The sequence below is a fragment of the Nocardia stercoris genome (genome assembly GCF_003696265.1).
Taxonomy (GTDB): Bacteria; Actinomycetota; Actinomycetes; order Mycobacteriales; family Mycobacteriaceae; genus Nocardia; species Nocardia stercoris.
Genome location: NZ_RFFH01000007.1, coordinates 101,342 through 122,439, shown reverse-complemented (window position 1 = coordinate 122,439; position 21,098 = coordinate 101,342). Strand labels below are relative to the sequence as shown.

Sequence of the window (21,098 nt, the reverse complement as noted above, 5' to 3'; positions counted from 1 at the left end):
CCGCTAGCTCGGCTGCTGCGGGCACCGGCGGATGCGGGCGGCCGCGGATTTGAACAGCGGCTGCTTGGAGGCCGGATCGGTCACCGTCAGGGTGAGTTCGTTGGCCGCGCGCCGCATTCGGCCGTCGCCGCCGATGTCCCAGTAGCCGTAGTGGAACGGCACGAACACCACACCGGGCCGGATGCCGGTGATCCGGGCCCGGGCGGTGATCGAGGAGCGTGCGGTGGTGATCTCGACCAGGTCGCCGGCCGCGATCCGGTGCCGGCAGGCGTCGGCGGCGCAGAGCTCGACCCAGACATCCGGTGCCGCGGCGTTCAATTCGGGGGTGCGCGCGGTTTTCGTCCGGGTGTGGAAGTGGTACAGGGTGCGGCCGGTGATCAGCGCGAACGGATACTCCGGGGACGGCGCCTCGGTCGGCGGCACGTACGGCGCGGGCTCGAGCATCGCCTTGCCGTCGGGATTGACGGCGCGATAGTCGATCGCACCGCGCGGTTCACCGGTCAGCAGGTTCTTGCCGTAGGTCTCGCAGGTATCGGGATCGGCGAAGAAGCGGCCGTCCCCGTAGAGCCGTTCGACGCCGTCGGGATGCTCGGCGGTACAAGGCCATTGGATGCTCGTCGCGCGCAGCCGGTCGTAGGTGATCGCGGAGTAGTCGCAGGGCCGGCCCGCGCTGCAGCGGCACCAGGCCCGGAAGACCTGTTCGGGGGATTGCCACGCGAGCAGCGGGGCACCGTCGCGATCGCGCAGACCGAGACGCCGGGCGACGTCCAGGAAGATCCACAGGTCGGATCGGGCATCCCCGGGCGGTGGCACCGCCTGCTCCGACAGGTGCACCGTGCGGTCGGCGTTGGTGAACGTGCCGGTCTTCTCACCCCAGCCCGCCGCGGGCAACACCACGTCGGCGAGTTCGGTTGTCTCGGTGGGGAAGATGTCCTGGACCACGAGGAACAGGCTGTCCTGGGCGAGGATTCGCCGGATCCGGGCCAATTCCGGCAGGGACACGGCGGGATTGGTCGCCGACACCCACAGCATGCGCAGGTCACCGGACTCGGCCAACCGCATCATCTGCATGATGTCGGTCGGGGGAGCGTCGTGCGCGAGCCGGCGCGGGTCGACGTTCCACAACCGCGCCAGTTCGTCGATGTGGTCGGGATTGGCCCAGTTCCGGAAGCCGGGCAGGTCGCCGTTCGCCCCGCACTCCCGCGTGTTCTGGGCGGTGGGCTGGCCGTTCATCTGCAGCACCCCGCAGCCGGGCCGGCCCAACATGCCGCGCACGAGATGAATGTTGTTGACCTGCACCGCGGCCGCCGTGGCCTGATGGGCCTGATAGAAGCCCTGCAGCACCGTGGACACCAGTCGGCGCGCGGTGCCCAGCAGGGCGGCGGCGCGCCGGATCTCGTCCGCGTCCACGCCGCAGACCTCCGCCGCCCGCTCCGGGGTCCATTCCGCGACCGTCTCCCGCAGCCGGTCGAAACCCACCGTGCAGTCGGCCAGATACGTCGGATCGATCCATTCCCGGACGATGATCTCGCGCAGCAGCGCGTCGAGCAGTGCCACGTTCGTCGACGGGACGGGCGCCAGATGCACGCTGGCGTGCCGGGCGACCGGCGTGTCGCGCGGGTCCACGCACAGCACCGCCGGTGGTTGCGGCCCGGCCAGGCGGTCGAGGATCCGCGACCACAGCACGCTCTGCGTCTCGGCGACATTGTGGCCGTAGAGGGCGATGACGTCTGCGCTGTCGATATCGGTGTAGGTGCCGGGCTGGCCGTCGCAGCCGAACGACTGTTTCAGGCTCTCGCCTGCAGTGGCGGTGCACAGGCGGGTGTTGCCGTCGAGGTGGTTGGTCCCGAGGCCGGCGCGGGCGAGGGTCGTGAGGGCGAAGTACTCCTCGAGGAACAGTTGCCCGCTGGTGTAGAACCCGATGGCATCCGGGCCGTGTGCGTCGCACCGGTCCCGGGTGGCGGCGGCGACGCGGTCCAGCGCGGTGTCCCAGTCGCAGGCCCGCAGTTCGCCGTCGACGCGGATCATGGGCGTGGTCAACCGGTCTCGTGCCGCGACGGCCTGCCACGCGCACAGGTCCTTGATGTCGAGGCGACCGCGGTTGATCCGGTCACCGGCCCGGCCGCGGACGCCGACGATCCGGTCGTCCACGACCGCGATGTCGAACGCGTCACCGTTGGAGTGCAGTACCGACGCCGAGGGCACCCAGCGCTGCACATCGGCCTCGGACACACTGTCGGCCAGCGCGATGTCCACCCGCTCCGGCCACTGTTCGCCGGGACCGTAGGGGGTCCGCGCGCCCCACGGGTGCCGCAACCGGTCATCGGCCACCCTGCTCAACGCGGGAGCGTCCACGATGTGCTCGCTTCTCGCGCGGTCCGGCGGGCCCGTGTGGGCCCGCCGGACCGACGGCCTACTTCTGCTCGGCGTGCCCAGCTTGGCGGGCGCGGTGCACTTCGGCTTCGCCGCGGGCCCGCTGTGCCTCGGCCTCCTTGCCGGCCGCTTCCCGCTGGGCTGCGGCCCGGTCCTGCTGGGCCTGGCCTTCCCGCTTCAATTCCTCGTTCCCGGTGAGGGTTCCGGCCGCGTCCTTGACCTTGCCCTTCACGTCCTCGACGACGCCTTCGGCCGCGTCCCGCGGTCCACTGTGGGATTCGTTCACGATTCCTCCGGAGAATTCTCGTCGGGATGTTGTCCGGTGGCCGCCGGATGCGGCCACAGTCCCGCACTACCCGGTCGGCTGCCGGCTATTCACCGGCTGCCGGAACCGGCGCCGGTGCCGGCGATCGGTGGGTGGTGGAGCCGAGCCGCCGATTGGTGCGCCGGCGCCGGGGTATCCGGTGGCCGCGGATGCGGTAATCGTCCGGGAGCACGGGAGGTCACGATGACGGCAACAGGTGCGGCGGCATACGTCCCGCCCGATGCTGACCTCACCCAGCTGGAGGCAGCGTCGAAACGGTGCCACGGCTGTGATCTGTACCGGCACGCCACCCAGACCGTCTTCGGCGAAGGACCGGCGTCGGCCGAGATCGTGCTGGTCGGCGAGCAGCCCGGCGACCGGGAGGACCTGCAGGGTCATCCGTTCGTCGGCCCGGCCGGCCGGCTGCTGGACCGAGCGCTCGACCAGATCGGAATCGACCGGGACACAGTCTATTTGACCAACGCGGTCAAACACTTCAAGTTCGCCGAGCGCGGGAAACGGCGCATCCACCAGCCGCCGGGGCGCACCGAGATCGTCGCGTGCGCGCCGTGGTTCGACGCCGAACTCGCCGTCGTCCGCCCGCGGCTGGTGGTGTGCCTGGGCAGCATCGCGGCCAAAGCCCTACTCGGACAGTCGTTCCGGGTCACCGAACACCGCGGACAGCTCTTCACGATGCCCGACTACCAGGTGCTGACGACGGTGCACCCGTCCTCGGTACTGCGATCGCGCGACCGCGGCAAGGCCTACGCCGACTTCGTCGCCGACCTGCGCCGGATAGCCACCGCCACAGGCTGACGATCACCGGCAACTGTGTACCGGCCATGGGATCGGGTATGCGTCCGGCGTGGACCATAGTCGAGCACCTGTCCTGGAGGCGCTGGCCGACTACGACCGGGCCGGTCGCTACGGTTTCTGCCCGCCCGGGCACCGGCAGGGCAGAGGCGCCGATGCCCGCGTGCGGGCGGTCCTGGGCGACGCGCTGGCCTGCGACGTCCTCGCCTCGGGCGGCCTCGACGACCGGATGGCGAGCGGGCATTTCCTCGAATCCGCCGAGGAGTTGATGGCCGACGCGGTCGGGGCCGACGAAACGTTCTTCTCGACCTGCGGCAGCTCGCTGTCGGTGAAGGCGGCCATGCTGGCGGTGGCCGGCTGCGACCACGGCCTGATCCTGGGCCGCGACAGCCACAAGTCGATCGTCGCGGGTCTCATCTTCTCCGGTGTACGGCCGCACTGGATCGCGCCGCGCTGGGACGCCGAACGCCACTTCTCCCATCCGCCGTCGCCGCGGCAGGTGCGCGAGGCGTGGGAGCGGCATCCGGACGCGGCCGGCGCGCTCATCGTCAGCCCCAGCCCGTACGGCACCTGCGCGGACATCGCGGGTATCGCCGCGGCCTGTCACGAGCGCGGCAAGCCACTGATCGTCGACGAGGCGTGGGGAGCCCACCTGCCCTTCCACCCCGAGCTGCCGACCTGGGCGATGGACGCCGGCGCCGACATGTGCCTGGTCAGTGTCCACAAGATGGGCGCCGGGTTCGAGCAGGGCTCGGTGTTCCATGTGCAGGGCGAGTTGATCGACCGCGCCCGGCTGAAACTGTGCGCGGACCTGTTGATGACGACGAGCCCGAATGTGCTGCTGTACGCGGCAATCGACGGCTGGCGCCGCCAGATGGTGCAGGCCGGTCACGAATTGCTCGGCAACGCACTGCAACTCGCGAAACGGGCGCGCGACGAGCTCGGCCGCCTGCCCGGAATCTCGGTCATGGACGACGAACTGCTCGGCGTCGAAGCATCGCACGACCTGGACCGGTTGCAGGTCCTGCTCGACGTCTCCGCCACCGGCGCCTCCGGCTACCAGCTGGTGGATTGGCTGCGCGAGAACCGCAGGATCGACCTCGGGCACAGCGACCACCGCCGGGTGCTGGCCACGCTGTCGATCGCCGACGACGACACCACCGTGGACACCCTGGTGGACGCGCTCACCGCGTGGCGGGTCGGCGCCGCGGGTTCCCGGGCGCCGTGGATGTACCTGCCCGACCCCCGTGAGCTGGAGTTGACCTCGATCCGGTTGCCGCGGGACGCGTTCTTCGGTCCGTGCGATCGAGTGCCGCTCACCGAAGCCCCGGGCCGGATCGCCGCGGAACAGGTCACGCCGTATCCGCCCGGAATCCCGGTGATCGTGCCCGGTGAGCTGATCGACCGCGGGGTCGTCGAATATCTGCGGTCCGGGCTGGCCGCCGGCATGAACGTGCCCGACACCTCGGATCCGTCCGCCGAGACCCTCCGGGTCGTCGCCCGCTGACCCGGAGAGCTCGGCTGTCGACAGACCGGGTCAGGCGGCCGGGGCGGTGTCCCCGACCTCGGCGTACACCTGTTCCCGGAGCCGGTCGAGCGTGCGCGACAGGATCCGCGACACCTGCATCTGCGAGATGCCCAGCTCTTGCGCGATCTGGGTCTGGGTCCGGTACTCGAAGAACCGCATGCCCAGTACCCGCCGCTCCCGTTCGGGGAGCTGCTGGACGAGCGGCTGGACGGCCAGGAACTGTTCCACCTGTTCGTATCGGGGTTCCTCGACGCCGACGCGTTCGGCCAGGGCGGTGGCGGTGTTCTCCTCGCTGTCGGTTCCCGGCAGGGTGGACATCGGGGTCGTTTGATAGCCGTTGGCGGCGACCAGCGCCTGGACGACCTCCTCGACGGGCAGCGTCAGCTCCGCCGCGATCTCGCGGGACTTGGGCATCCGCCCGTTGCGCTGGGCCAGCCGTTCGACCGTGTCACCGATCATGAGCTGAATTTCCTTGGTGCGCCGCGGTACTCGCACGGCCCAGGTCTTGTCGCGGAAGTGCCGGCGTACCTCACCCATCACGGTCGGGACCGCGAACGCCACGAACGACGAGCCGCGCGTGGGATCGAAGCGATCCACCGCGTGGATGACGCCGATCCGGGCGACCTGCATGAGGTCGTCGTCCCATTCCCCGCGCCCGCTGTAGCGGCGGGCGATGTGGTCGGCCAGCGGGACGCATTGGGCGATGATGTTCTTCCGCAACACTTCCCGGCCGGGATGGTCGGGATCCATGGCCGCCAGCGCGGCCAGGTGGGGTTCCACGTCGTCGTAGCTGTCGGTGCCGCGATATTGCCGCCCGCGCCGGTCCGGCGCCGGTCCGGCGCTGTCGAGCGAACGCGTCACCAGCCGCGGTGGCCGGTCCGGCGTCCGCATCGTGATGCGGTGTTCGTGCGAGTCGGCGACCGGCACGATTGTGGACGCCGGCCGGGTGCTCGGCGATCGATCTAGCTGCTGAATCAGGACCATAGCGGATCCCGCCTAAGGTAGTCGATGAACGGGCCTGCATCGATACGCCTCGTTGCGACCTGCAAGTCACCTGGACAAACGACCTTCGCGCCGGGAAATCAGCTTCCCGGTCGGTTCCCGCGCTGGATTGCCGATGGCGATGAATCCGAGGTGCAGCGCGGTCGAACGGTTGCTCTCGATACGCGACCGTGCGGCGTGCTCACGATTCTCCAGAGCGGCCGGCTCGACGCTGCGCACGCGGCGCCTGCCGAAACCGAAGGCCGTAGGTGCCCGAGAATGCAGTTCTGCCGCGGCCCGCGCATGCGGACCTGGCGCTGCCGCGAACCTCCGTCGCGATGTGTGCTCGGGCATCCCTGATGGACCGGCTGTGGTTTTCAACCTTCAGGAAGTATTCCCGTCGTCGTGCGGTTTAAACATGCCGTGACCATCGGATTCGACGGCTTGCCGCCGGGTGGGACCGCCGCGGTCGGGGCTCGATGCCGGGTATCGGGTGAGATTGTGGGTAGTCGCCGACCATGGACATCTACGACGATCCCACACCGGATCCCGAGCACGCTCCGATCAGCGAACCGGCCGCGGAACCGGGCACCCAGCCCACCCGTGCACCTCGATCCGCTCACCGGGCGGATTCCCAGTGCCCGAGCGGCCCCGCGGAACCGCCGGTCCGGACGGATCCCGAACTGTCGCCACCACGGGCGGTCCCTGCCGTGGGCGGACGCGCATGGGCCGTACACGGCGGTCGTGCTCGCCGGCACCGGCCGAGCTGGTTCGCCTGACGGAGCTACGGGAATTCGCTCGGTCGCGCGGGAGCGCTTCCGAACCGGACGAGGTTCGCCCGGCTGCGACCGACGTCGCGGGCCCGGTCGACGAGAGGAGCAGTGCGCCATGGGATTTCCCGAACAGCAGCAACAGGCCCCGGGAACGCAGTCACAGATGGTTCCCCGCCCCGACTGCGGCGAGGACAGCTACCGCGGGTCCGGCAAACTGACCGGCAAGGTCGCGGTGATCACCGGTGCCGACAGCGGTATCGGGCGAGCGGTGGCGATCGCTTTCGCCCGCGAGGGTGCCGATGTGCTGTTGTCCTATCTCGATGAGCACGACGACGCGCAAGAGGTCGCCGACCTCGTCCGCGCCGACGGCCGCCGGGCGGTGCTCGTGCCGGGCGATCTGTCCGACCCCGCACACTGCCGGGCCGTGATCGACCGGGCGATAACGGAATTCGGCAGAGTCGACGTGCTGGTCAGCAATGCCGCCTACCAGATGACCCACGAGAGCCTGGACGAGATCACCGACGAGGAATTCGACTACACCTTCCGCACGAATGTGGGCGCGTACTTCACGCTGGTCAAGGCCGCGGTGCCGCATATGCCGCGTGGCTCCTCGATCATCGGCAGCTCCTCGGTGAATTCCGATATGCCCTCCCCGACCCTGGCACCGTACGCGGCAACCAAATCCGCCATCGCGAACCTGTCCGCCAGCCTGGCACAGTTGCTGGGCCCCAAGGGGATTCGAGTGAACAGCGTGGCGCCGGGGCCGATCTGGACGCCGCTGATCCCGTCCACCATGCCGCCGAAGAAGGTCGCGCACTTCGGCGACGACACACCCTTGGGTCGTGCGGGCCAACCCGCCGAACTCGCGGCCGCCTACGTCCTGCTCGCCGGCGACGACGGCAGCTACATCTCCGGCGCGCGGCTCGCCGTCACCGGCGGCCGCCCGATCCTGTAGCTCGCCGCGGCCGGCTCGGCTCCCGTGCTAGCGGATACGGAGCCGAGCCGAACGCGCACCCAGTTCCCAGGCCGCCCGCAGGTCCCCGGTGTCCGGATTTCCGGTCGCGTCGAGGCGAATGTTGTTGAAGCTCGCGAATTGTTTGTTGCCGCGACAGATCACGGTGTAGTCGGCGGCGACGGCATCGGCCGCGGTGTGCACGACCACGTCGGCGGTGTGCGGGCGGCCCAGGTAGTGCACCGCCAGTGGTTCGCCGGTGCGCAGGTTGCGCATCCACCCGAAGGGGCTGCCGATCACCAGCTCGTCGCCGTCGCGGACGTACGCGACCGGCACGTCGTACTTCTTGCCGGACTTGCGGCCGACGACGTGCAGCAGGATCAGGCTGCGGCCCGGACCGCCGGCCAACGGTGACCGTAGCAACCGGGTCACCACCCAGTTCGCCGCGCGCTGTATCCGCATCGTCTGCGCCTGCCCGGGCTGCCGCACACTGTTCGGAGTCATCTCCCCACTGTAGGCGCCGGCGGTCCGGCGGGCACCCCGCTGATCGCACGCCACTGCCCCGCCGGATCGGGCGGGGCAGTGGCGTGCGGTGGCTCCGGCCGGGCGGTGGCGTGCGACGGCTCGGCGCCGAATCATCTACTGCTGGAAGTAGGTTCAGCTCGAGTGCGACGCGCCGGATCGGCTGCCGGGGAGATGGGCGTGGGCATCGGGCAGGCCGCTTCGATCCGCGCGGCCGCGGTGAGTGCGCGGCGCTCGGCGAACGGGGCGGTGATCAGCTGGACCCCGATCGGCAGACCCTCGGCCGAGATGCCCGCCGGGACCGTGACCGCGGGCAGGCCCAGGTAGTTGGCGGCGATCGTGAGACGGTGCGCCGCGTACATGGTCGCGACCTGCGCGATGCCGCCCAGGTCGTAGCCGACCGGCCAGGGCAGTTCGTCCGACACCGGGCCGAGCACGATCGGATACTCGGCGAGAAACTCCGACCAGGCCGCGCGGCGGGTGCGGCGCTCGCCCAGCGCGGACATGTAACCCGCCAGATCCAGTGGCGGGAACAGCTCGATCGCCGCGTCCACGAAGGTGTTCAGTCCGGCGCTGCCGACCTGCCGCATGGCGTCGCGGCGCTGGACCACCACCTCGGTGGAGACCAGCCGGCCGTAGTCCGCCGCCACCTCGCCCAGTTGCGGCGGATCCAGTTCGGCCACCGGATATCCCGCGCGGTCCAGGGCATCGGCGCAGCGGAGCAGCGCGGCCCGCACCTGCGGATCGATATCGGCTCCGAGCGCGACGGCGACCGCGGGCCGGACGGTATCGGCCGTGTCCCGCGCCGGGATCCAGGCGGGGTCGCGCCGATCGGCGCTGTCGCACAGCACTTCGTACGCGGTGGTCAGATCACGCACGGTCCGCGCCAACGGCCCTGGCGCCGCGAACAATTGGTTCGTCGGCGCGGGTGCGGGCCCGGGCAGGCTCGAGGCCACCGCCACCCGGCCGGGTGTGGTGCCCAACGAGGCGACACCGCAGAACGCGGCGGGAACGCGCAGCGAGCCACCGAAGTCGGTGCCCAGGCCGAGGGGGGTCATGCCGACCGCCACGGCGGCGGCGTCACCACCGCTGGAACCGCCCGGGCTGCGCGTCGGGTACCAAGGATTCACGGTCGGGCCCGCCGCGTCGTTGTCGGTGTGCCAGCGGGTGGCGAAGTCGGGCATGTTCGTTCGCCCGATGACGATCGCCCCGGCGCGGCGCAGTGCCGCCACCGCGGGTGCGTCGGCTGTCGCGACGGCCTGCCCGAGGGCCGCCACGCCCCAGGTGGTGGGGCTGCCCGCGACATCGAGGTTGTTCTTGACGGTGACCGGAACCCCGTGCAGCGGCCCGGCCGGGCGGCCACGGTCGGCGGCGGCCGCCGCCGCACGGGCGGTCTCGGTGAATACTGTGGTGAGCGCGCCGATTTCGGGATCCACCCGCTCGATGCGATCGAGATGCGCCTCGACCACCTCGCTGGCGGTGACGGTGCCCTCGGCGATCAGCGCCGCGAGCGAGACCGCGTCCCGCGTCCACAGCGCACTGTCCCGGCTGGCGTTCACGATGCCTCCTGTGCGGCGAATGCCGTTGCGGTGCTGGGTGTCCGGCCGGCGTCGAGCGCTTTGCCGGCGGTGATGAAGAACAGGACCAGCCCGACCGTCAGCAGGATGTGGCCCACACCGGCGACGAGCGCGATCCCCTCACCACTGCTCTTGCCCAGCACGGTGAGCGTGCCGTGCAGCGTCATGACTATGACGGTCACGGCGAGACCGGTGTTGTACATCCAGAAGAACCAGGTGAACAGGCTCCGCTGGGCACTGAGCGCGAACTGCTTCTCCACGGCCAGCACGATGAGGAAGAACAGCATCCCCAGCGCCAGCACGTGCGTGTGCACGACCCCCAGCTCCGACTGGCCGGTGAAGTGCCGGGCCTTGGTGAGCTCCCGGTAGTAGAGCCCGGCGATCAGGCCGACGATCATGTAGAGGTGAGCGGTGTTGAGCAGCAGCTTCATCGGGCACTCACCGGCCTTCCCGGCACAGCACCAGCGTGCCGGTGGCGGCCACCGGGGCGGCGGTGCGACCCCGCACACTCAGGGGCACGCGAACACGTGATCGCGTGGTCGAGGGGACTGACATGAACTCTCCTGGATCGGTGGGACGTGTGTGCCCCGAGGATCCGGTGCGGCGCGTACCGTTCGCTGACAGTCGTTGTCAGCGCACGGTACGCAGCAGTTCCAGCACCGCGTCGTCCGGGAGCCGGGCGCCGGCCAGGAATTCCGTGCCCAGCCGCGCCGGCCCGAGCGCCGCCTCCGCTCGGTCGAGCGCCCGCCGCCGGAACGGGCCGATGCGGATCACCCCGGCCCTGCGGTTGATCCGGTCGGTGGCACCGAGGATCCGGGCCGCCTGCCCCGGGGCGCCCTTGGCCAGCGCCACCAGGGCGTAACCGATCCCGACCTCGGCCAGCAGCGCCGCCGACATCTGGGCGGCCAGATCGCGGGGCACCGCCAGCACGCCCAGTGCGTCGTCCGGTTTGCCCGCCGACACGAGGGCTGCCGCGTGCGCTGTGCTCATGAAGACCGTGGTCACGAAGCGGGCGGTGTCGTGGCGTCCGGCGGGCGGCGGGGCGGCGGGGAGCGGCTGCTCGGCCATCCGCTTGTACAGTTCCATCGCGCGGTCGTCGTCGCCGCGCAGGTGCGCCAGCTGCGCCTGCGCGGCGGCCAGGAAGCGCCCGGGTGCGGGAATCATGTGCGGGGTGACCAGTGCCGCAGCCCGGTCGAGATAGACTGCCGCGCTGTCGGTATCGCCGTCGGCGAGGTGCAGCTCTGCCGCGAACAGGTGCACGCCCAGCCGTTCGACGGCACCCAGATCCGGGCTCAGCAGGTTCAGCGCGTCGGCGATGAGCGGACGGGCGGTGTCCAGGCCGAGCATCCGGGTCCGGTAGCTGGCCAGCGAGATCAGGGCGCGACTGTGCGACCGGGCGTCACCGTGCGTGGCCAGGCAGGCGACCGCCGCCTCCAGGGTGGGCAGGGCGCGAGCCGGGTGGTCGCCACCCAGTTCGTCGAAACCCCTTGCCAGCAGGGCGTTTCCGCGCAGCCAGGGATCATCGGCGGTGGTGCACGCGGTGAGCAGGCGGTCGTCGTCGCCGAGCAGGTCGCGCAGCGCCAGGATGAGCACGAAGATCGGGTGCGGGGGTCGCGCCTCGGTGAGGGCCGTACGGGTCAGCCGTTCGAATTGTCCGGTGTCATCCCGGATCTGGCCCCACCAGATGTTGGTGAAGTAGGCCGGCAGCTCCTCGGCGTACCGGCACGCCAGATAGGCCCCGGTGCACCCCGGCGGCGGGGTGTCGCCGACCAGGGCCAGGACCGCGCGGCGGCGTTCGGCGATGTCGCTGTGCAATCCGCGCAGCAGCCAGTACCAGACCAGATTCGCGTACAGGCGAACCGCGCGCTCGCCGTCGCCGGCATCCAGGGCCCACTGGAGTGCGGCGTCGCAATTGGCGTGCTCGGCGATGAGCCGGGCGAGCCAATCGGACTGTGCGGCAGTACGTAATCCGGGTGCGGCGGCGTCGGTGAATTCCAGGAAGCAGTCGGCATGGACGCGAGCGACCTCGTCCGCCTCGCCGGCGGCGGTCAGTTCCGCGGCCGCGTAGGCCCGGATCGTCTCGGCCATCCGATAGCGCCGTCCGTCGAAGTCCACCAGCGACTTCGCCACCAGGGAGGCGACCGTGTCGATGGCGTCCGGACCGCACACCCAGGTGGCGCTGTCCCAGTTCGCGCAGCCCGCGAAGATCGAAAAGCGCCGTGCCGCAGCGGCTTCCGCCTCGGTGAGCAGTTCCCAGCTCCAGGCCACGGCCGCATGCAAGGTGCGATGGCGGGGGACGGCGTGGCGAGTGCTGGTGGTGAGCAACCGGAAGCGATCGGTGAGCCGGGTGCTGAGCTCGGGCAGCGGCAGGCTCCGCAGGCGGGCGGCGGCCAGCTCGATGGCCAGCGGCATGCCGTCCAAGCTGCGCACAACGGCACCGATATCGGACGAATTGTGTTCCGACAGCGTGAAATCCGGAATCGCAGCGGTGGCACGATCCAGGAACAGCCGGACGGCGGGCGACGCGGCGACCGCCGTGACATCCGCCTCGGCCGCGGGCAGGTCGAGGGTTCGGACCGGATACAGTCGCTCGCCGTCCACGCCGATCGGTTCTCGGCTCGTGGTGAGCACCCGCAGCAACGGCAGCCGCTGCAACAGATCGTCGATCAGGTGCGCGGTCGCCGCCACGACGTGCTCGCAGTTGTCGAGGACCAGCAGCATGCGGCGGCCGGACAGCATTCGTTCCAGGACGTCGGCCCACTCCGTGCGCTGTTCGTCGGGTCGCTGGAACTGGGTGAGCGCGTTGGCGATCGCCACCCCGACCGCCGGCACGGCGGGCCGGTCGGCCCGTTCCCGCTCGAGCGCGGCCAATTCGACGAAGGTGACACCGTCTGCCCAGTCCGCGGCGTGGGCGCCGACCGTCTCGGTGGCCAACCGGGTCTTTCCCATGCCTCCGGCGCCGGACAGGGTCACCAGCCGGGCTTCGCGCAACGCCTGCCGCACGCCCGCCACGTCGCGGCCGCGTCCGACGAAACTGGTGCGCCGCTGGGGCGGCTGCGGCGCGCGCGCGGGCTCCGCCGCGACCTCGGTTCGGTTCGATTCGCGCCTCGGTTGGATGTCTGGTTCGGCGGGAGTTGTTGCGCTCGTGTGGATGTCGGCCAGTGCCGCACGAAGGACCGCGGCGGGCGCGGTGCCGAGTTCCGCGCGCAACAGGGCCTCGGTGGCCTCGAACTGCTGGATCGCCTCGGACGGTCGTCCGGCCGCCGCGAGTGCCCGCACCAGTCGTGCGGCCAGCGTCTCCCGGAACGGATGTGCCGCCGCCTCGGCGCGCAGTTCCCGCACGACCTCGCCGGCGCGGCCGAGGGAACCCAGGGCGTCCGCGCGCAGTTCGACCGCTTCGAGCCGCTGTTCGGTCAATCGCAGTGCCGCGGCGCGTAATACCTCCGATTCACCCATGTCGAGCAATGGCTCGCCGCGCCACAGCGCGAGCGCGGTATCGAAGCATTCGACGGCTCGTTCCGCCTCCCCGGCGGCGAGCAGTTCCCGGCCCGCCTCGACCGCGCGGGTGAACCGGTGCACGTCGATCTCGTCGGGTGCCAGGTCGAGCACATAGCCGCCCCCGTCGCTGCGTACCGCCCCCGGCAAGGCCGTGCGCAACCGGCTGGCCAAGGTCTGCAACGCGTTTCCGGTCCCGGCCGGCGGATCCTCGCCCCACACTCCGTCCACGAGCCGCGCCACCGGCACCACCCGCCCCGCCTCGAGCGCCAGCAACCCCAGCAACGCCCGCACCCGCGGCCCCCCGACCGACCCCGGTCCGTCCGCGCTCTCCACCACCACCGGACCCAATAGCCCTACCAGCATGCAACACCCATCTCGCGATCGATCCTGCGTGGCGCCGGGCCGCTCGTCAACCGAGCCGAGTCTGAATCGGATTCAACTTCTTCTTGACCTCCCCGGTTCGTGCCACTACCGTCCTTTTTGAATTCGATTCAGAAAAGGAGGCGGGGTGGCCGGCAATCGACGAGGCGACACCTCGCGTGCGGTGCTGCTCGAGGCGGGGCGGGCCGCGTTCAGCCGCGGGCGGTACGAAGAGGTCTCGATCGTGGACCTGGCCCGCTCGATCGGGGTGGCGGCGGGGTCCATCAGCTACCACTTCGGCGGCAAGCGCGGGTTCTACCTGGCGGTGCTGGAGCAGGCCGCCGAGGATTTCTGGGGCGAGATGCACGCGATGCGCGGGCCGGCGCTCGAGCGGTTGAACCGCGGCATCGACCGCCTGCTGAATCAGGCGCACGCGGAACCGGGTTCGTTCGAGGCCCTGCTGGCCGACACCGCCGACGCGCAGGTGCGGCGGATTCGCGACGAGCACCGGGAACGGTTCGCCCGGGCATTGGCGGTGGAACTCACCGATACCGACACCAGCGCGGTGCTGCGCGCGGCCGTCCTCGGCTGGCTGTCGTTCGTCGAGGGGATCGCCGTGCACTGGCTGCGCTCGCAGACGCTCACGCGCGAACAGGTCCGGGACCTGATCGTCGCGAACTTCTTCGGCACCGTCCTGGGAGCCGTGCGGGTGGACCCGGACATCGTCATGTCCCAGCGTGTCGTCGACGCGTTGGTGTCGGACCCGAAATTGTTGGCGTTCATCGGATTCCAGCCGACGAACGAGGTCGAGAAAGTGGCAGAGAAGTAATGGTCTACAGCGTCACACCGGGCCCGGCCCGGTTCGTGCACCATCCGGTGGCCCGGGCCGTGGCCGCGGCGATCGGGCCACGTGGCCTGCGCCGCACCAGCCGGCTACGCCGCGAGGTCGAAGGCAAGGTCGTGGTCGTCACCGGTGCCTCGTTCGGCGTCGGCGCGGCGACCGCCGAACTGTTCGCCCGATCCGGCGCGACCGTGGTGCTGGCCGCGCGCTCGCTGGACCGGTTGCAGGAGCTCGCCGATCGGATCACCGCCGCGGGCGGCACAGCCGCGGCCTACCGGCTGGATCTGACCAGCGAGGAGTCGGTGGCCGAGTTCGCCGACGCGGTCCTTGCCGACTTCGGCGGGGTCGACGTGCTGATCCACAACGCGGGCAAGTCGTTGCGCCGCTCGGTGCACCTGTCCTACGACCGGCCCAAGGACATCGCCTCGACCAACGGCGCGAACTATGTCGGGCCGATGCGGCTCACCCTTGCCCTGCTGCCGTCGATGCGCGAGCGCGGCAGCGGCCACATCGTGAACGTGTCGACCGTCGGCGTCATGTTCCCGGTCATGCCCAAATGGGGTTTCTACCTGTCGTCGAAGGCGGCGTTCGACTGGTGGATGCGCGCGGTCGGGATGGAGGCCCGCGCGGACGGGGTCACCCTGACCACCTTCTACGCCGGCCTCATGCACACCCGCATGAGCGCGCCCAGCGCCTGGATGCGCTTGCTGCCCGGGCAGACTCCGCAGGACGCGGCCCGGGTCATCGCCCGCGCGGTGGTGGACAAACCGCGCACGCTGACACCGCTGTACGGGCACCCGTCGGCGATCCTGGTGCCCGTGCTGCGCCTGCCGCTCGAGGTGCTCATCGGCTTCGTCTACCGGTTCCTCGGCGACACGAGCGCCTCGCTGGCCAGCGTGGTCGGCGGGCGGAATCCGCAGGCCCCCAGCGGGATCGAGGAAGCGGAGGCCGGCCATGGTGTGCGCTGAATTCGCCGGCCAGGCGCCGCGATGGGCGCGGGCCGTGCCACCGATCCTCGCCTCCGGCGCGCTGCGCCCGGTCGGCCCCCGCGCAGTGGCCGATCTGGCTCGCAGCTTGTGGCTGCTGGGGCCGACCCCGGCGATGTTGTTGACCGCCAGTGCGATCCGCTACCCGGACCGTGTGGCGATCGTCGACGACGACGGCGCGCTGACCTACGGCCGGTTGCGCGAGCAGTTCGAGGCCGTGGCCGCCGCGATCGCCGCGCTCGCGCCGCGGCGGCCGGCCTCGGTGGGCATCCTGTGCCGCAACCACCGCGGTTTCGTCGTCGCCATGGGCGCCGGAGCCCGGCTGGGCGCGGAGCTCATCTTCGTCAATACCGAACTACCGCAACAACAGCTGCAAGCGATCCTGGAGCGCCACGACCCCGACGTCCTGATCTACGACGAGGAATACGCTGCGGCCGTGGCGGATTCACAGTTCCGCGGACTGCGGGTACTGGCCTGGCACGAACAGCTCACCGGCACCGACGACCTTCCGACGCTGGATGTTCTCGCGCAGCAGCGTCATCCGGCCCCGCCGCCGGTCCGCAAAGCGGTGAAGGTGACGCTGCTGACCTCCGGCACCACCGGGGTCGCCAAGGGTGTGCCGCGCGCGGTGCCGATGAAGGCGATCGCCGAACTGTCCGCGACCGCGATGACCACCCTGCGCCTGCGGTCGCGGGACACGGCGCTGGTGGCGCCCCCGTTCTTCCACGCCTACGGACTGGCCGCTCTCCTGGGGCCGCTCGTGCTGGGCGGAACGCTGATCTGCCATCGCCGCTACGACGCCGCACAGGTGCTCGACGACATCGCCCGCCATCGGGTCACGGTCCTCATGGCCGTGCCGGTCATGCTGCAGCGACTGCTCGAAGTGGGAACCGCCGGTGCCGATCTGACGTCGTTGCGGCTCGTCGTCACCGGCGCCGCGCCGATCTCTCCGACCACGATCACCGCGGTGATCGACACCTTCGGCCCGATCCTGGTCAACGGCTACGGCTCGACCGAGGCGGGCCTGGTCGCCATCGCCACCCAGCGCGACCTGGCCGAAGCGCCGTCCACGCTGGGCCGGCCCGCGCTCGGTGTATCGATCCGGATCCTGCGCCCGGACTGGTCCCTCGCGCGCGTCGGGGAGACCGGAAGGATCTTCGTCCGTGGGGGATTGGGCTACGACGGCTACACCCCGGACCGGGTCGCCCGCCCGCGCGCCAAGGAGATCGTCGACGGCTACGTCGACACCGGGGACATGGGCTTCCTCGACGCGCAGGGCCGGCTGTACATCGACGGCCGCTCCGACGACATGATCGTCTCCGGCGGCGAGAACGTCTTCCCCGGCGAGGTCGAGGACCGCCTCGTGGCACACCCCGACGTGACCGACGCGGTGGTGATCGGGGTCGCCGACACCGAATTCGGTCAGGTACTGCACGCATTCGTGGTGCTCGCCCCCGGCGCGGACCCGACCGACGACGAGCTCAAACGCCACGTCAAAGCCGGCCTGGAACGCTACAAGGTGCCGAAACGGTTCACTCGGATCGACCGCATCCCCCGCAACCCCAGCGGCAAGGTCGTCCGATCGAAACTACAGGCGCACAACGAATCCTGAACCGAAGACCCGGTGCCGCACCGCGAATCACGACCGAACCTCCCCGGCCGGATCCCGGACACGGCGGAGTGCTTGGGTGGGCGCCGACTATGTCCTCGCCGCCGAGATGAGCGGCCGGGGAGCCGCTCGACCGAACTACAGCACGGCCTGGGTTTGGGTTACCTTGGCGACGAGTTTGCCTGCGTCGTCCCGGATTTCGGTCTCCACCACGATGAAGCTCCGGCCCGGATGCAGGGGTGTCGCGGTCGCGGTGGCGTGACCCGAGCGCAGGGCGCGCACGAAGTTCGTCTTGGACTCGACCGTCGTGGTGCCCTGTTTGCCTGCCGGCAGATTCAGGAAGGCGCAGACCGCGGCGGTCGCGTCGGCCAGCGACATGAGCGCGCCGCCGTGCATGGAACCGCCCAGCGTGCACAGGTTCTCGCGCCACTGCAGGCGGCTGCGCACCAGTTCCGGGCCGCAGTCGAGGACCTCGATGCCGAGTTCCGCCGCGAACGGCATGGTGGCGAACAACTGCGTGCCCACCGGATCGGGGGTGATCTGCGTGTCGGTCATGCACACGACTCTGCCCGACATCCAGCCGCGGGGCTATTGCCCCCACCGCCGGGAAGCCCGGTTCGGTACGCGGTCAGCGCGCGATCCGGCGGTGGTGTTCGCCGCGCGGTTCGGTCCAGGGGGAGGGCTGATCGAGGGCGGCGAGCTCGCCGGCGTGCCGTCGCGTCGCCAGCTCGGCGAGCATCACCGATCGCATGGTGTCGTCGTGGGCGACGTTCGCCGCCGACAGCGCGCGGGCCAGCCGGCTCTCCCGGAACCACACCCGCCGCCCCAGCGACAGGGCCGCGACCCGTCGTGCCGCGCGGTCGCGAGTGCGGCGGGCGGCGTCGCGTTCGTCGTCGGACAGTCCGAGGCGGCTCAGCACCCGTTCGCGTATCTCGCGGCCGATCCGCGCCCACATCCCGGTGCGTTCGCGGCGGGCCCGCTTCTCGATGCCCAACGCGTGGTGGAACATCACCATGCCCAGTGCCGGGCCCAGCAGAACCCGGGCGGCTCCGTCGATCGGGCCGGCCTCCACGACCGCCATATACCCCGACAGCCCGCACAACGCCCAGGCGCTCAGCTGCGCCGATCCGGGTCTGTCGTGCCGCCGCACCCCGGCCGCCATGCCGATCCCGCACGCGATCAGCGCGACCTCCAGCACGGTGAACATGCCGGTCCGGATCCACACGTTGTCGATGTGCAGGTGGTCCCGGAAGAACAGCCACGACGTATCCAGCGACACCATCAGCGACATGACCGACACGATGTAGAACGCGACCGCACCCGGAGGAGTGTTCGTCGTCGCCCGTGGCCGGACGTCCGCTCGCGGTAGCGGCCGGGTAGGTGGCTTCGCGTGCCGCCGCGGCTGCGGCTGCGGCTCGGCTACCGCTGCGACGGTCTCGGGCGCGGGGTAGGCGCGGGTGCCGGGGACTGCTTCGAACCAGTCCGTGAGGTGTTCGTCCGCGGTGTCCGCGCGGGGGGCACTCATCTGTTCGTTCCCCTGTTCGTATTCGGTGACGGGCGTTCGGTGTTCGTCGTGCTGATTTCGGATCAGCCTTCGGTTCGGACACTTCGGAAGCGGTCGTCGCGCGTGCGGTGTCGGCCGGGAGCGGTGTTCGGGCGAATTCGGCGAGCGGTCCGCCCGACAGCTGCACTGCGTCTTCATCAGGTACGCGGCCGGCGCAGCGTGGTACCGCTGCCACCGTGACAAGCATGTATATATGCCTTGCAAGCACTGAACAGGGCGCGAGTGTACCGGGCCGCCGCGGATCTCTCGAACGCGCACAGGCGATTCGGGCGAATCGACCAGCGGGCTACTTGGCGGACTCGCGCCAGCGGGCCGCGGCCCGGCGCAGTGATCGGGAGTCCGAATAGCCGGCCCGGCGGGCCCGTTCGTCGGCGGTGATGCCGCGCGGCGCGACCGCGGCTCGATGGCGACGCGCTCGCTCCACTTCCTGCCGCCAGGACGTTCCTTCGGACGCCAGGTGTCGTTGCAGGGTGCGCCGGCTGGTCAGCAGGCGGCGGGCCACGGCATCGATCGACACCGGCTCGTCGGTCAGCATGATCGCCAGTTCTTGCTGCACCTGCCCGGCCCAGGAAACCAGTTCGAGCTGCCCGAGCCGCAGCGCGCGTTGCTGCAGGAGGCGGTTGCGGGCCGCGTTCGCACGCCGCATCGGCAGCGCCGCGTCGGCGCTGCGGAGCACGATCCGGTCGCTAGGCATGCCGAAGTCGATCCGGTCGGTGCCGAACAGGTCGATGAATTCCGTTCGGTCGGCCGGCGCCGATTGCCGGAAGTGCACCGCGAGCGGTGTCACCGGCTGCCCGGTGGCCTTGCGCATCTTGACGAGGGACCCGCACAGCGCGGTCTGCATGGCCAGCTCGCCCCCTCTGCCTTCGCCGCGGATCAGCTCGAAGTCCACGGTGGTGTATCCGGCAGGGTCGCTGTCGGAGTGGACGGTGTGGACATGGTTGGTCGAGCACAAGGTGACGAACCGATCGGTGAGAGCCAGGCCCGCACCGAGGGACGGGGCGGTCAGCATCAGGTGGTCGTGCAAGCCGAGCTGGCCGGGCTCATAGTCGGCAGCGGTTCGCACCGCGATCAGTCGGTCGTCGAGTTCGTGTTCGACCAGTTCCCACAGCCGCAGATAATGCAGGCTCGACAGTGCCGAATGTCTCGTGGACAGCACCCACGCCGGAAGATCGGACTGAGCGATGATTTTCGCGCGCACGGCAGCGGCGACACCCACCGTGTCGAGGACATATCTGGTCAGATGAACGTTGTCCACCGCGTCGAGTCTCATGCCGCACCTCACCGCCCGCGGAGTGCGACGTCACCGGACCCGCCGCATCCTTTCCGCCATGCAGATCATCGTCGGCGGACCGACCGGTCGGCAACCGGGTCCGCGACCGGCGAAATCAGGTCCGGAAACGGATTCACAGGGCTCTATCGCGCTGGGGCACTGTACTTTCGGCCGGCATCACGATCCTGGGCCAGCGACGCGAACCGGTGCACCCGGTCACAGGCATTGTTGCGGTGCCAGACCAGCACCGCGCGGGCCGGTGGCAGTCCGGTGATCGGCAGGTAGTCGACGGCCGGATGCGCGAAATGTGCGGGCATCGCCGTCGATGTCACGTACACCCCGTCGCCGCGGGCCACGGCACTGAGCATTTCGGCTTCGGTGCGCGCCGAGCCGATGCGGCGGATGGGCCGTCCCGACGGTGTCCGCTCCGGCGGCCAATAGGCACGGACCGTGGCCTCGGGCGCCCTGTCCGGTGGTCCGACGACGCCGGTGTCGCCGAGATCCTCCACGGTCAATTCGGTTCGCGCGGCAAGCGGATGGTTGCGGGCGACGGCCACCATCCGAGGGTAGGTGCGCACCGTGGGGCCGGTCACCAGATCGGGCTCGACGACCGGCGACAGGTAGAGCAGCAGATCGAGTTCACCGTTGTAGAGACCCGCGAACGAGTCGACCCAGGGCGCCTGGACCAGCTGAACCGTCATCTCGGGCCGGCTGTGGCGGAGCGCTGCGATCGGTTCGTCCAAGGTGCTGGCGAACGGGCCGAGGAAGCCGATGCGCAGTCCGCGGGCGGCGGACCGGGCGGTCAGCACCGCCCGATCGATGTCGCGCAGCGCTGGTGTGACGCCGGCCAGCAGCTCCCGGCCGAGCGGGGTCGGTTCGACGCGCCGACTGGATCGGAGGAACAGCGGCCCGCCGACCGCGCGTTCGAGTTCGCGCACGATCTGGCTCACCCGCGGCTGGGACAGCAGCAATCGGTTGGCGGTCCGGCTGAAGTTCAGTTCCTCGGCCAGGACCACGAATACGCGCAGTGCGCCGAGGTCCACCGCGGGAAAGCTCGCCGATTCGTTCACGATTCGAGAACTACCGCGCCGTCGGCGCACTGCCCAGGACCGTTTGTGCCAACCTCGGCCCCGCGCGGTCACCG

At 70.4% G+C, this 21,098-nt stretch carries 18 protein-coding genes; 6 read left to right on the top strand and 12 right to left on the bottom strand.

Annotated features, from left to right (window positions below):
• Positions 1–3: 3 nt before the first annotated feature.
• Both EBN03_RS17970 and mbp1 read right to left on the bottom strand, forming a co-directional pair.
• Positions 4–2,331 (bottom strand): molybdopterin oxidoreductase family protein, encoded by a 2,328-nt coding sequence (locus tag EBN03_RS17970; protein WP_122189212.1) that lies wholly within the window; start codon positions 2,329–2,331, stop codon positions 4–6.
• An 82-nt stretch (positions 2,332–2,413) separates the two neighbouring features.
• Positions 2,414–2,659: a microaggregate-binding protein 1 gene (mbp1, locus tag EBN03_RS17965; protein WP_122189211.1), complete on the bottom strand. Its 246-nt coding sequence runs from the start codon at positions 2,657–2,659 to the stop codon at positions 2,414–2,416.
• A gap of 222 nt (positions 2,660–2,881) precedes the next feature.
• Between mbp1 and EBN03_RS17960 the strand changes: the two genes are divergently transcribed.
• Positions 2,882–3,493 carry a UdgX family uracil-DNA binding protein gene (locus tag EBN03_RS17960; RefSeq protein ID WP_122189210.1) on the top strand — a complete coding sequence of 204 codons (612 nt, stop codon included), beginning with the start codon at positions 2,882–2,884 and terminating at the stop codon, positions 3,491–3,493.
• Positions 3,494–3,542: 49 nt separating this feature from the next.
• Complete coding sequence (locus EBN03_RS17955) at positions 3,543–4,997, top strand: aminotransferase class I/II-fold pyridoxal phosphate-dependent enzyme (protein WP_122189209.1); 1,455 nt, start codon at positions 3,543–3,545, stop codon at positions 4,995–4,997.
• A gap of 30 nt (positions 4,998–5,027) precedes the next feature.
• On the opposite strand, the gene EBN03_RS17950 is transcribed toward EBN03_RS17955, so the two are convergent.
• Both EBN03_RS17950 and EBN03_RS34215 read right to left on the bottom strand, forming a co-directional pair.
• Positions 5,028–6,002, bottom strand: coding sequence for a SigB/SigF/SigG family RNA polymerase sigma factor (locus tag EBN03_RS17950; RefSeq protein WP_233608450.1), 975 nt, complete (start codon positions 6,000–6,002; stop codon positions 5,028–5,030).
• Between the two features lie 66 nt (positions 6,003–6,068).
• Positions 6,069–6,239 carry a hypothetical protein gene (locus EBN03_RS34215; protein WP_158675670.1) on the bottom strand — a complete coding sequence of 57 codons (171 nt, stop codon included), beginning with the start codon at positions 6,237–6,239 and terminating at the stop codon, positions 6,069–6,071.
• A 648-nt stretch (positions 6,240–6,887) separates the two neighbouring features.
• Here EBN03_RS34215 and EBN03_RS17945 point away from each other — a divergent pair.
• Complete coding sequence (locus EBN03_RS17945) at positions 6,888–7,727, top strand: glucose 1-dehydrogenase (RefSeq protein ID WP_122189208.1); 840 nt, start codon at positions 6,888–6,890, stop codon at positions 7,725–7,727.
• A gap of 27 nt (positions 7,728–7,754) precedes the next feature.
• On the opposite strand, the gene EBN03_RS17940 is transcribed toward EBN03_RS17945, so the two are convergent.
• The 4 genes from EBN03_RS17940 to EBN03_RS17925 form a co-directional block, all read right to left on the bottom strand.
• Positions 7,755–8,228, bottom strand: a complete 474-nt coding sequence (locus tag EBN03_RS17940; RefSeq protein ID WP_199742858.1) for a nitroreductase/quinone reductase family protein — start codon at positions 8,226–8,228, stop codon at positions 7,755–7,757.
• Positions 8,229–8,359: 131 nt separating this feature from the next.
• Positions 8,360–9,805: an amidase gene (locus EBN03_RS17935; RefSeq protein ID WP_158675669.1), complete on the bottom strand. Its 1,446-nt coding sequence runs from the start codon at positions 9,803–9,805 to the stop codon at positions 8,360–8,362.
• Positions 9,802–10,254 (bottom strand): DUF2871 domain-containing protein, encoded by a 453-nt coding sequence (locus tag EBN03_RS17930; RefSeq protein WP_122189206.1) that lies wholly within the window; start codon positions 10,252–10,254, stop codon positions 9,802–9,804. Before EBN03_RS17930 ends, EBN03_RS17935 begins: the two co-directional genes overlap by 4 nt.
• A gap of 199 nt (positions 10,255–10,453) precedes the next feature.
• Positions 10,454–13,684: an AfsR/SARP family transcriptional regulator gene (locus EBN03_RS17925; protein WP_122189205.1), complete on the bottom strand. Its 3,231-nt coding sequence runs from the start codon at positions 13,682–13,684 to the stop codon at positions 10,454–10,456.
• 145 nt (positions 13,685–13,829) lie between these two features.
• On the opposite strand from EBN03_RS17925, the gene EBN03_RS17920 reads away from it, so the two are divergent.
• The 3 genes from EBN03_RS17920 to EBN03_RS17910 are packed head-to-tail and all read left to right on the top strand — an operon-like array spanning position 13,830 to position 17,120.
• Positions 13,830–14,510, top strand: a complete 681-nt coding sequence (locus EBN03_RS17920) for a TetR/AcrR family transcriptional regulator (protein WP_122189204.1) — start codon at positions 13,830–13,832, stop codon at positions 14,508–14,510.
• Positions 14,510–15,490: an SDR family NAD(P)-dependent oxidoreductase gene (locus tag EBN03_RS17915; RefSeq protein ID WP_122189203.1), complete on the top strand. Its 981-nt coding sequence runs from the start codon at positions 14,510–14,512 to the stop codon at positions 15,488–15,490. Before EBN03_RS17920 ends, EBN03_RS17915 begins: the two co-directional genes overlap by 1 nt.
• On the top strand, positions 15,477–17,120 hold the full coding sequence (locus EBN03_RS17910; RefSeq protein ID WP_122189202.1) for an AMP-binding protein: 1,644 nt from the start codon (positions 15,477–15,479) through the stop codon (positions 17,118–17,120). The genes EBN03_RS17915 and EBN03_RS17910 overlap by 14 nt, the downstream gene beginning before the upstream one ends.
• Positions 17,121–17,255: 135 nt before the next feature.
• On the opposite strand, the gene EBN03_RS17905 is transcribed toward EBN03_RS17910, so the two are convergent.
• From EBN03_RS17905 to EBN03_RS17890, 4 genes are all read right to left on the bottom strand, one after another.
• Positions 17,256–17,672 (bottom strand): PaaI family thioesterase, encoded by a 417-nt coding sequence (locus EBN03_RS17905; protein ID WP_122189201.1) that lies wholly within the window; start codon positions 17,670–17,672, stop codon positions 17,256–17,258.
• Between the two features lie 73 nt (positions 17,673–17,745).
• On the bottom strand, positions 17,746–18,642 hold the full coding sequence (locus EBN03_RS17900) for an SPOR domain-containing protein (protein ID WP_158675668.1): 897 nt from the start codon (positions 18,640–18,642) through the stop codon (positions 17,746–17,748).
• 325 nt (positions 18,643–18,967) lie between these two features.
• Positions 18,968–19,954 (bottom strand): AraC family transcriptional regulator ligand-binding domain-containing protein, encoded by a 987-nt coding sequence (locus EBN03_RS17895; RefSeq protein WP_122189199.1) that lies wholly within the window; start codon positions 19,952–19,954, stop codon positions 18,968–18,970.
• Between the two features lie 143 nt (positions 19,955–20,097).
• Positions 20,098–21,024: a LysR family transcriptional regulator gene (locus EBN03_RS17890; RefSeq protein ID WP_147471625.1), complete on the bottom strand. Its 927-nt coding sequence runs from the start codon at positions 21,022–21,024 to the stop codon at positions 20,098–20,100.
• Positions 21,025–21,098: the final 74 nt, after the last annotated feature.

Coding starts and splice junctions, on each gene's coding strand:
- EBN03_RS17940 (WP_199742858.1), bottom strand. CDS start 8,228: ATGACTCCGAACAGTGTGCGGCAGCCCGGGCAGGCGCAGACGATGCGG.
- EBN03_RS17910 (WP_122189202.1), top strand. CDS start 15,477: ATGGTGTGCGCTGAATTCGCCGGCCAGGCGCCGCGATGGGCGCGGGCC.
- EBN03_RS17895 (WP_122189199.1), bottom strand. CDS start 19,954: ATGAGACTCGACGCGGTGGACAACGTTCATCTGACCAGATATGTCCTC.
- EBN03_RS17930 (WP_122189206.1), bottom strand. CDS start 10,254: ATGAAGCTGCTGCTCAACACCGCTCACCTCTACATGATCGTCGGCCTG.
- EBN03_RS17945 (WP_122189208.1), top strand. CDS start 6,888: ATGGGATTTCCCGAACAGCAGCAACAGGCCCCGGGAACGCAGTCACAG.
- EBN03_RS17950 (WP_233608450.1), bottom strand. CDS start 6,002: ATGGTCCTGATTCAGCAGCTAGATCGATCGCCGAGCACCCGGCCGGCG.
- EBN03_RS17925 (WP_122189205.1), bottom strand. CDS start 13,684: ATGCTGGTAGGGCTATTGGGTCCGGTGGTGGTGGAGAGCGCGGACGGA.
- EBN03_RS17900 (WP_158675668.1), bottom strand. CDS start 18,642: ATGAGTGCCCCCCGCGCGGACACCGCGGACGAACACCTCACGGACTGG.
- EBN03_RS17960 (WP_122189210.1), top strand. CDS start 2,882: ATGACGGCAACAGGTGCGGCGGCATACGTCCCGCCCGATGCTGACCTC.
- EBN03_RS17905 (WP_122189201.1), bottom strand. CDS start 17,672: ATGACCGACACGCAGATCACCCCCGATCCGGTGGGCACGCAGTTGTTC.
- EBN03_RS17915 (WP_122189203.1), top strand. CDS start 14,510: ATGGTCTACAGCGTCACACCGGGCCCGGCCCGGTTCGTGCACCATCCG.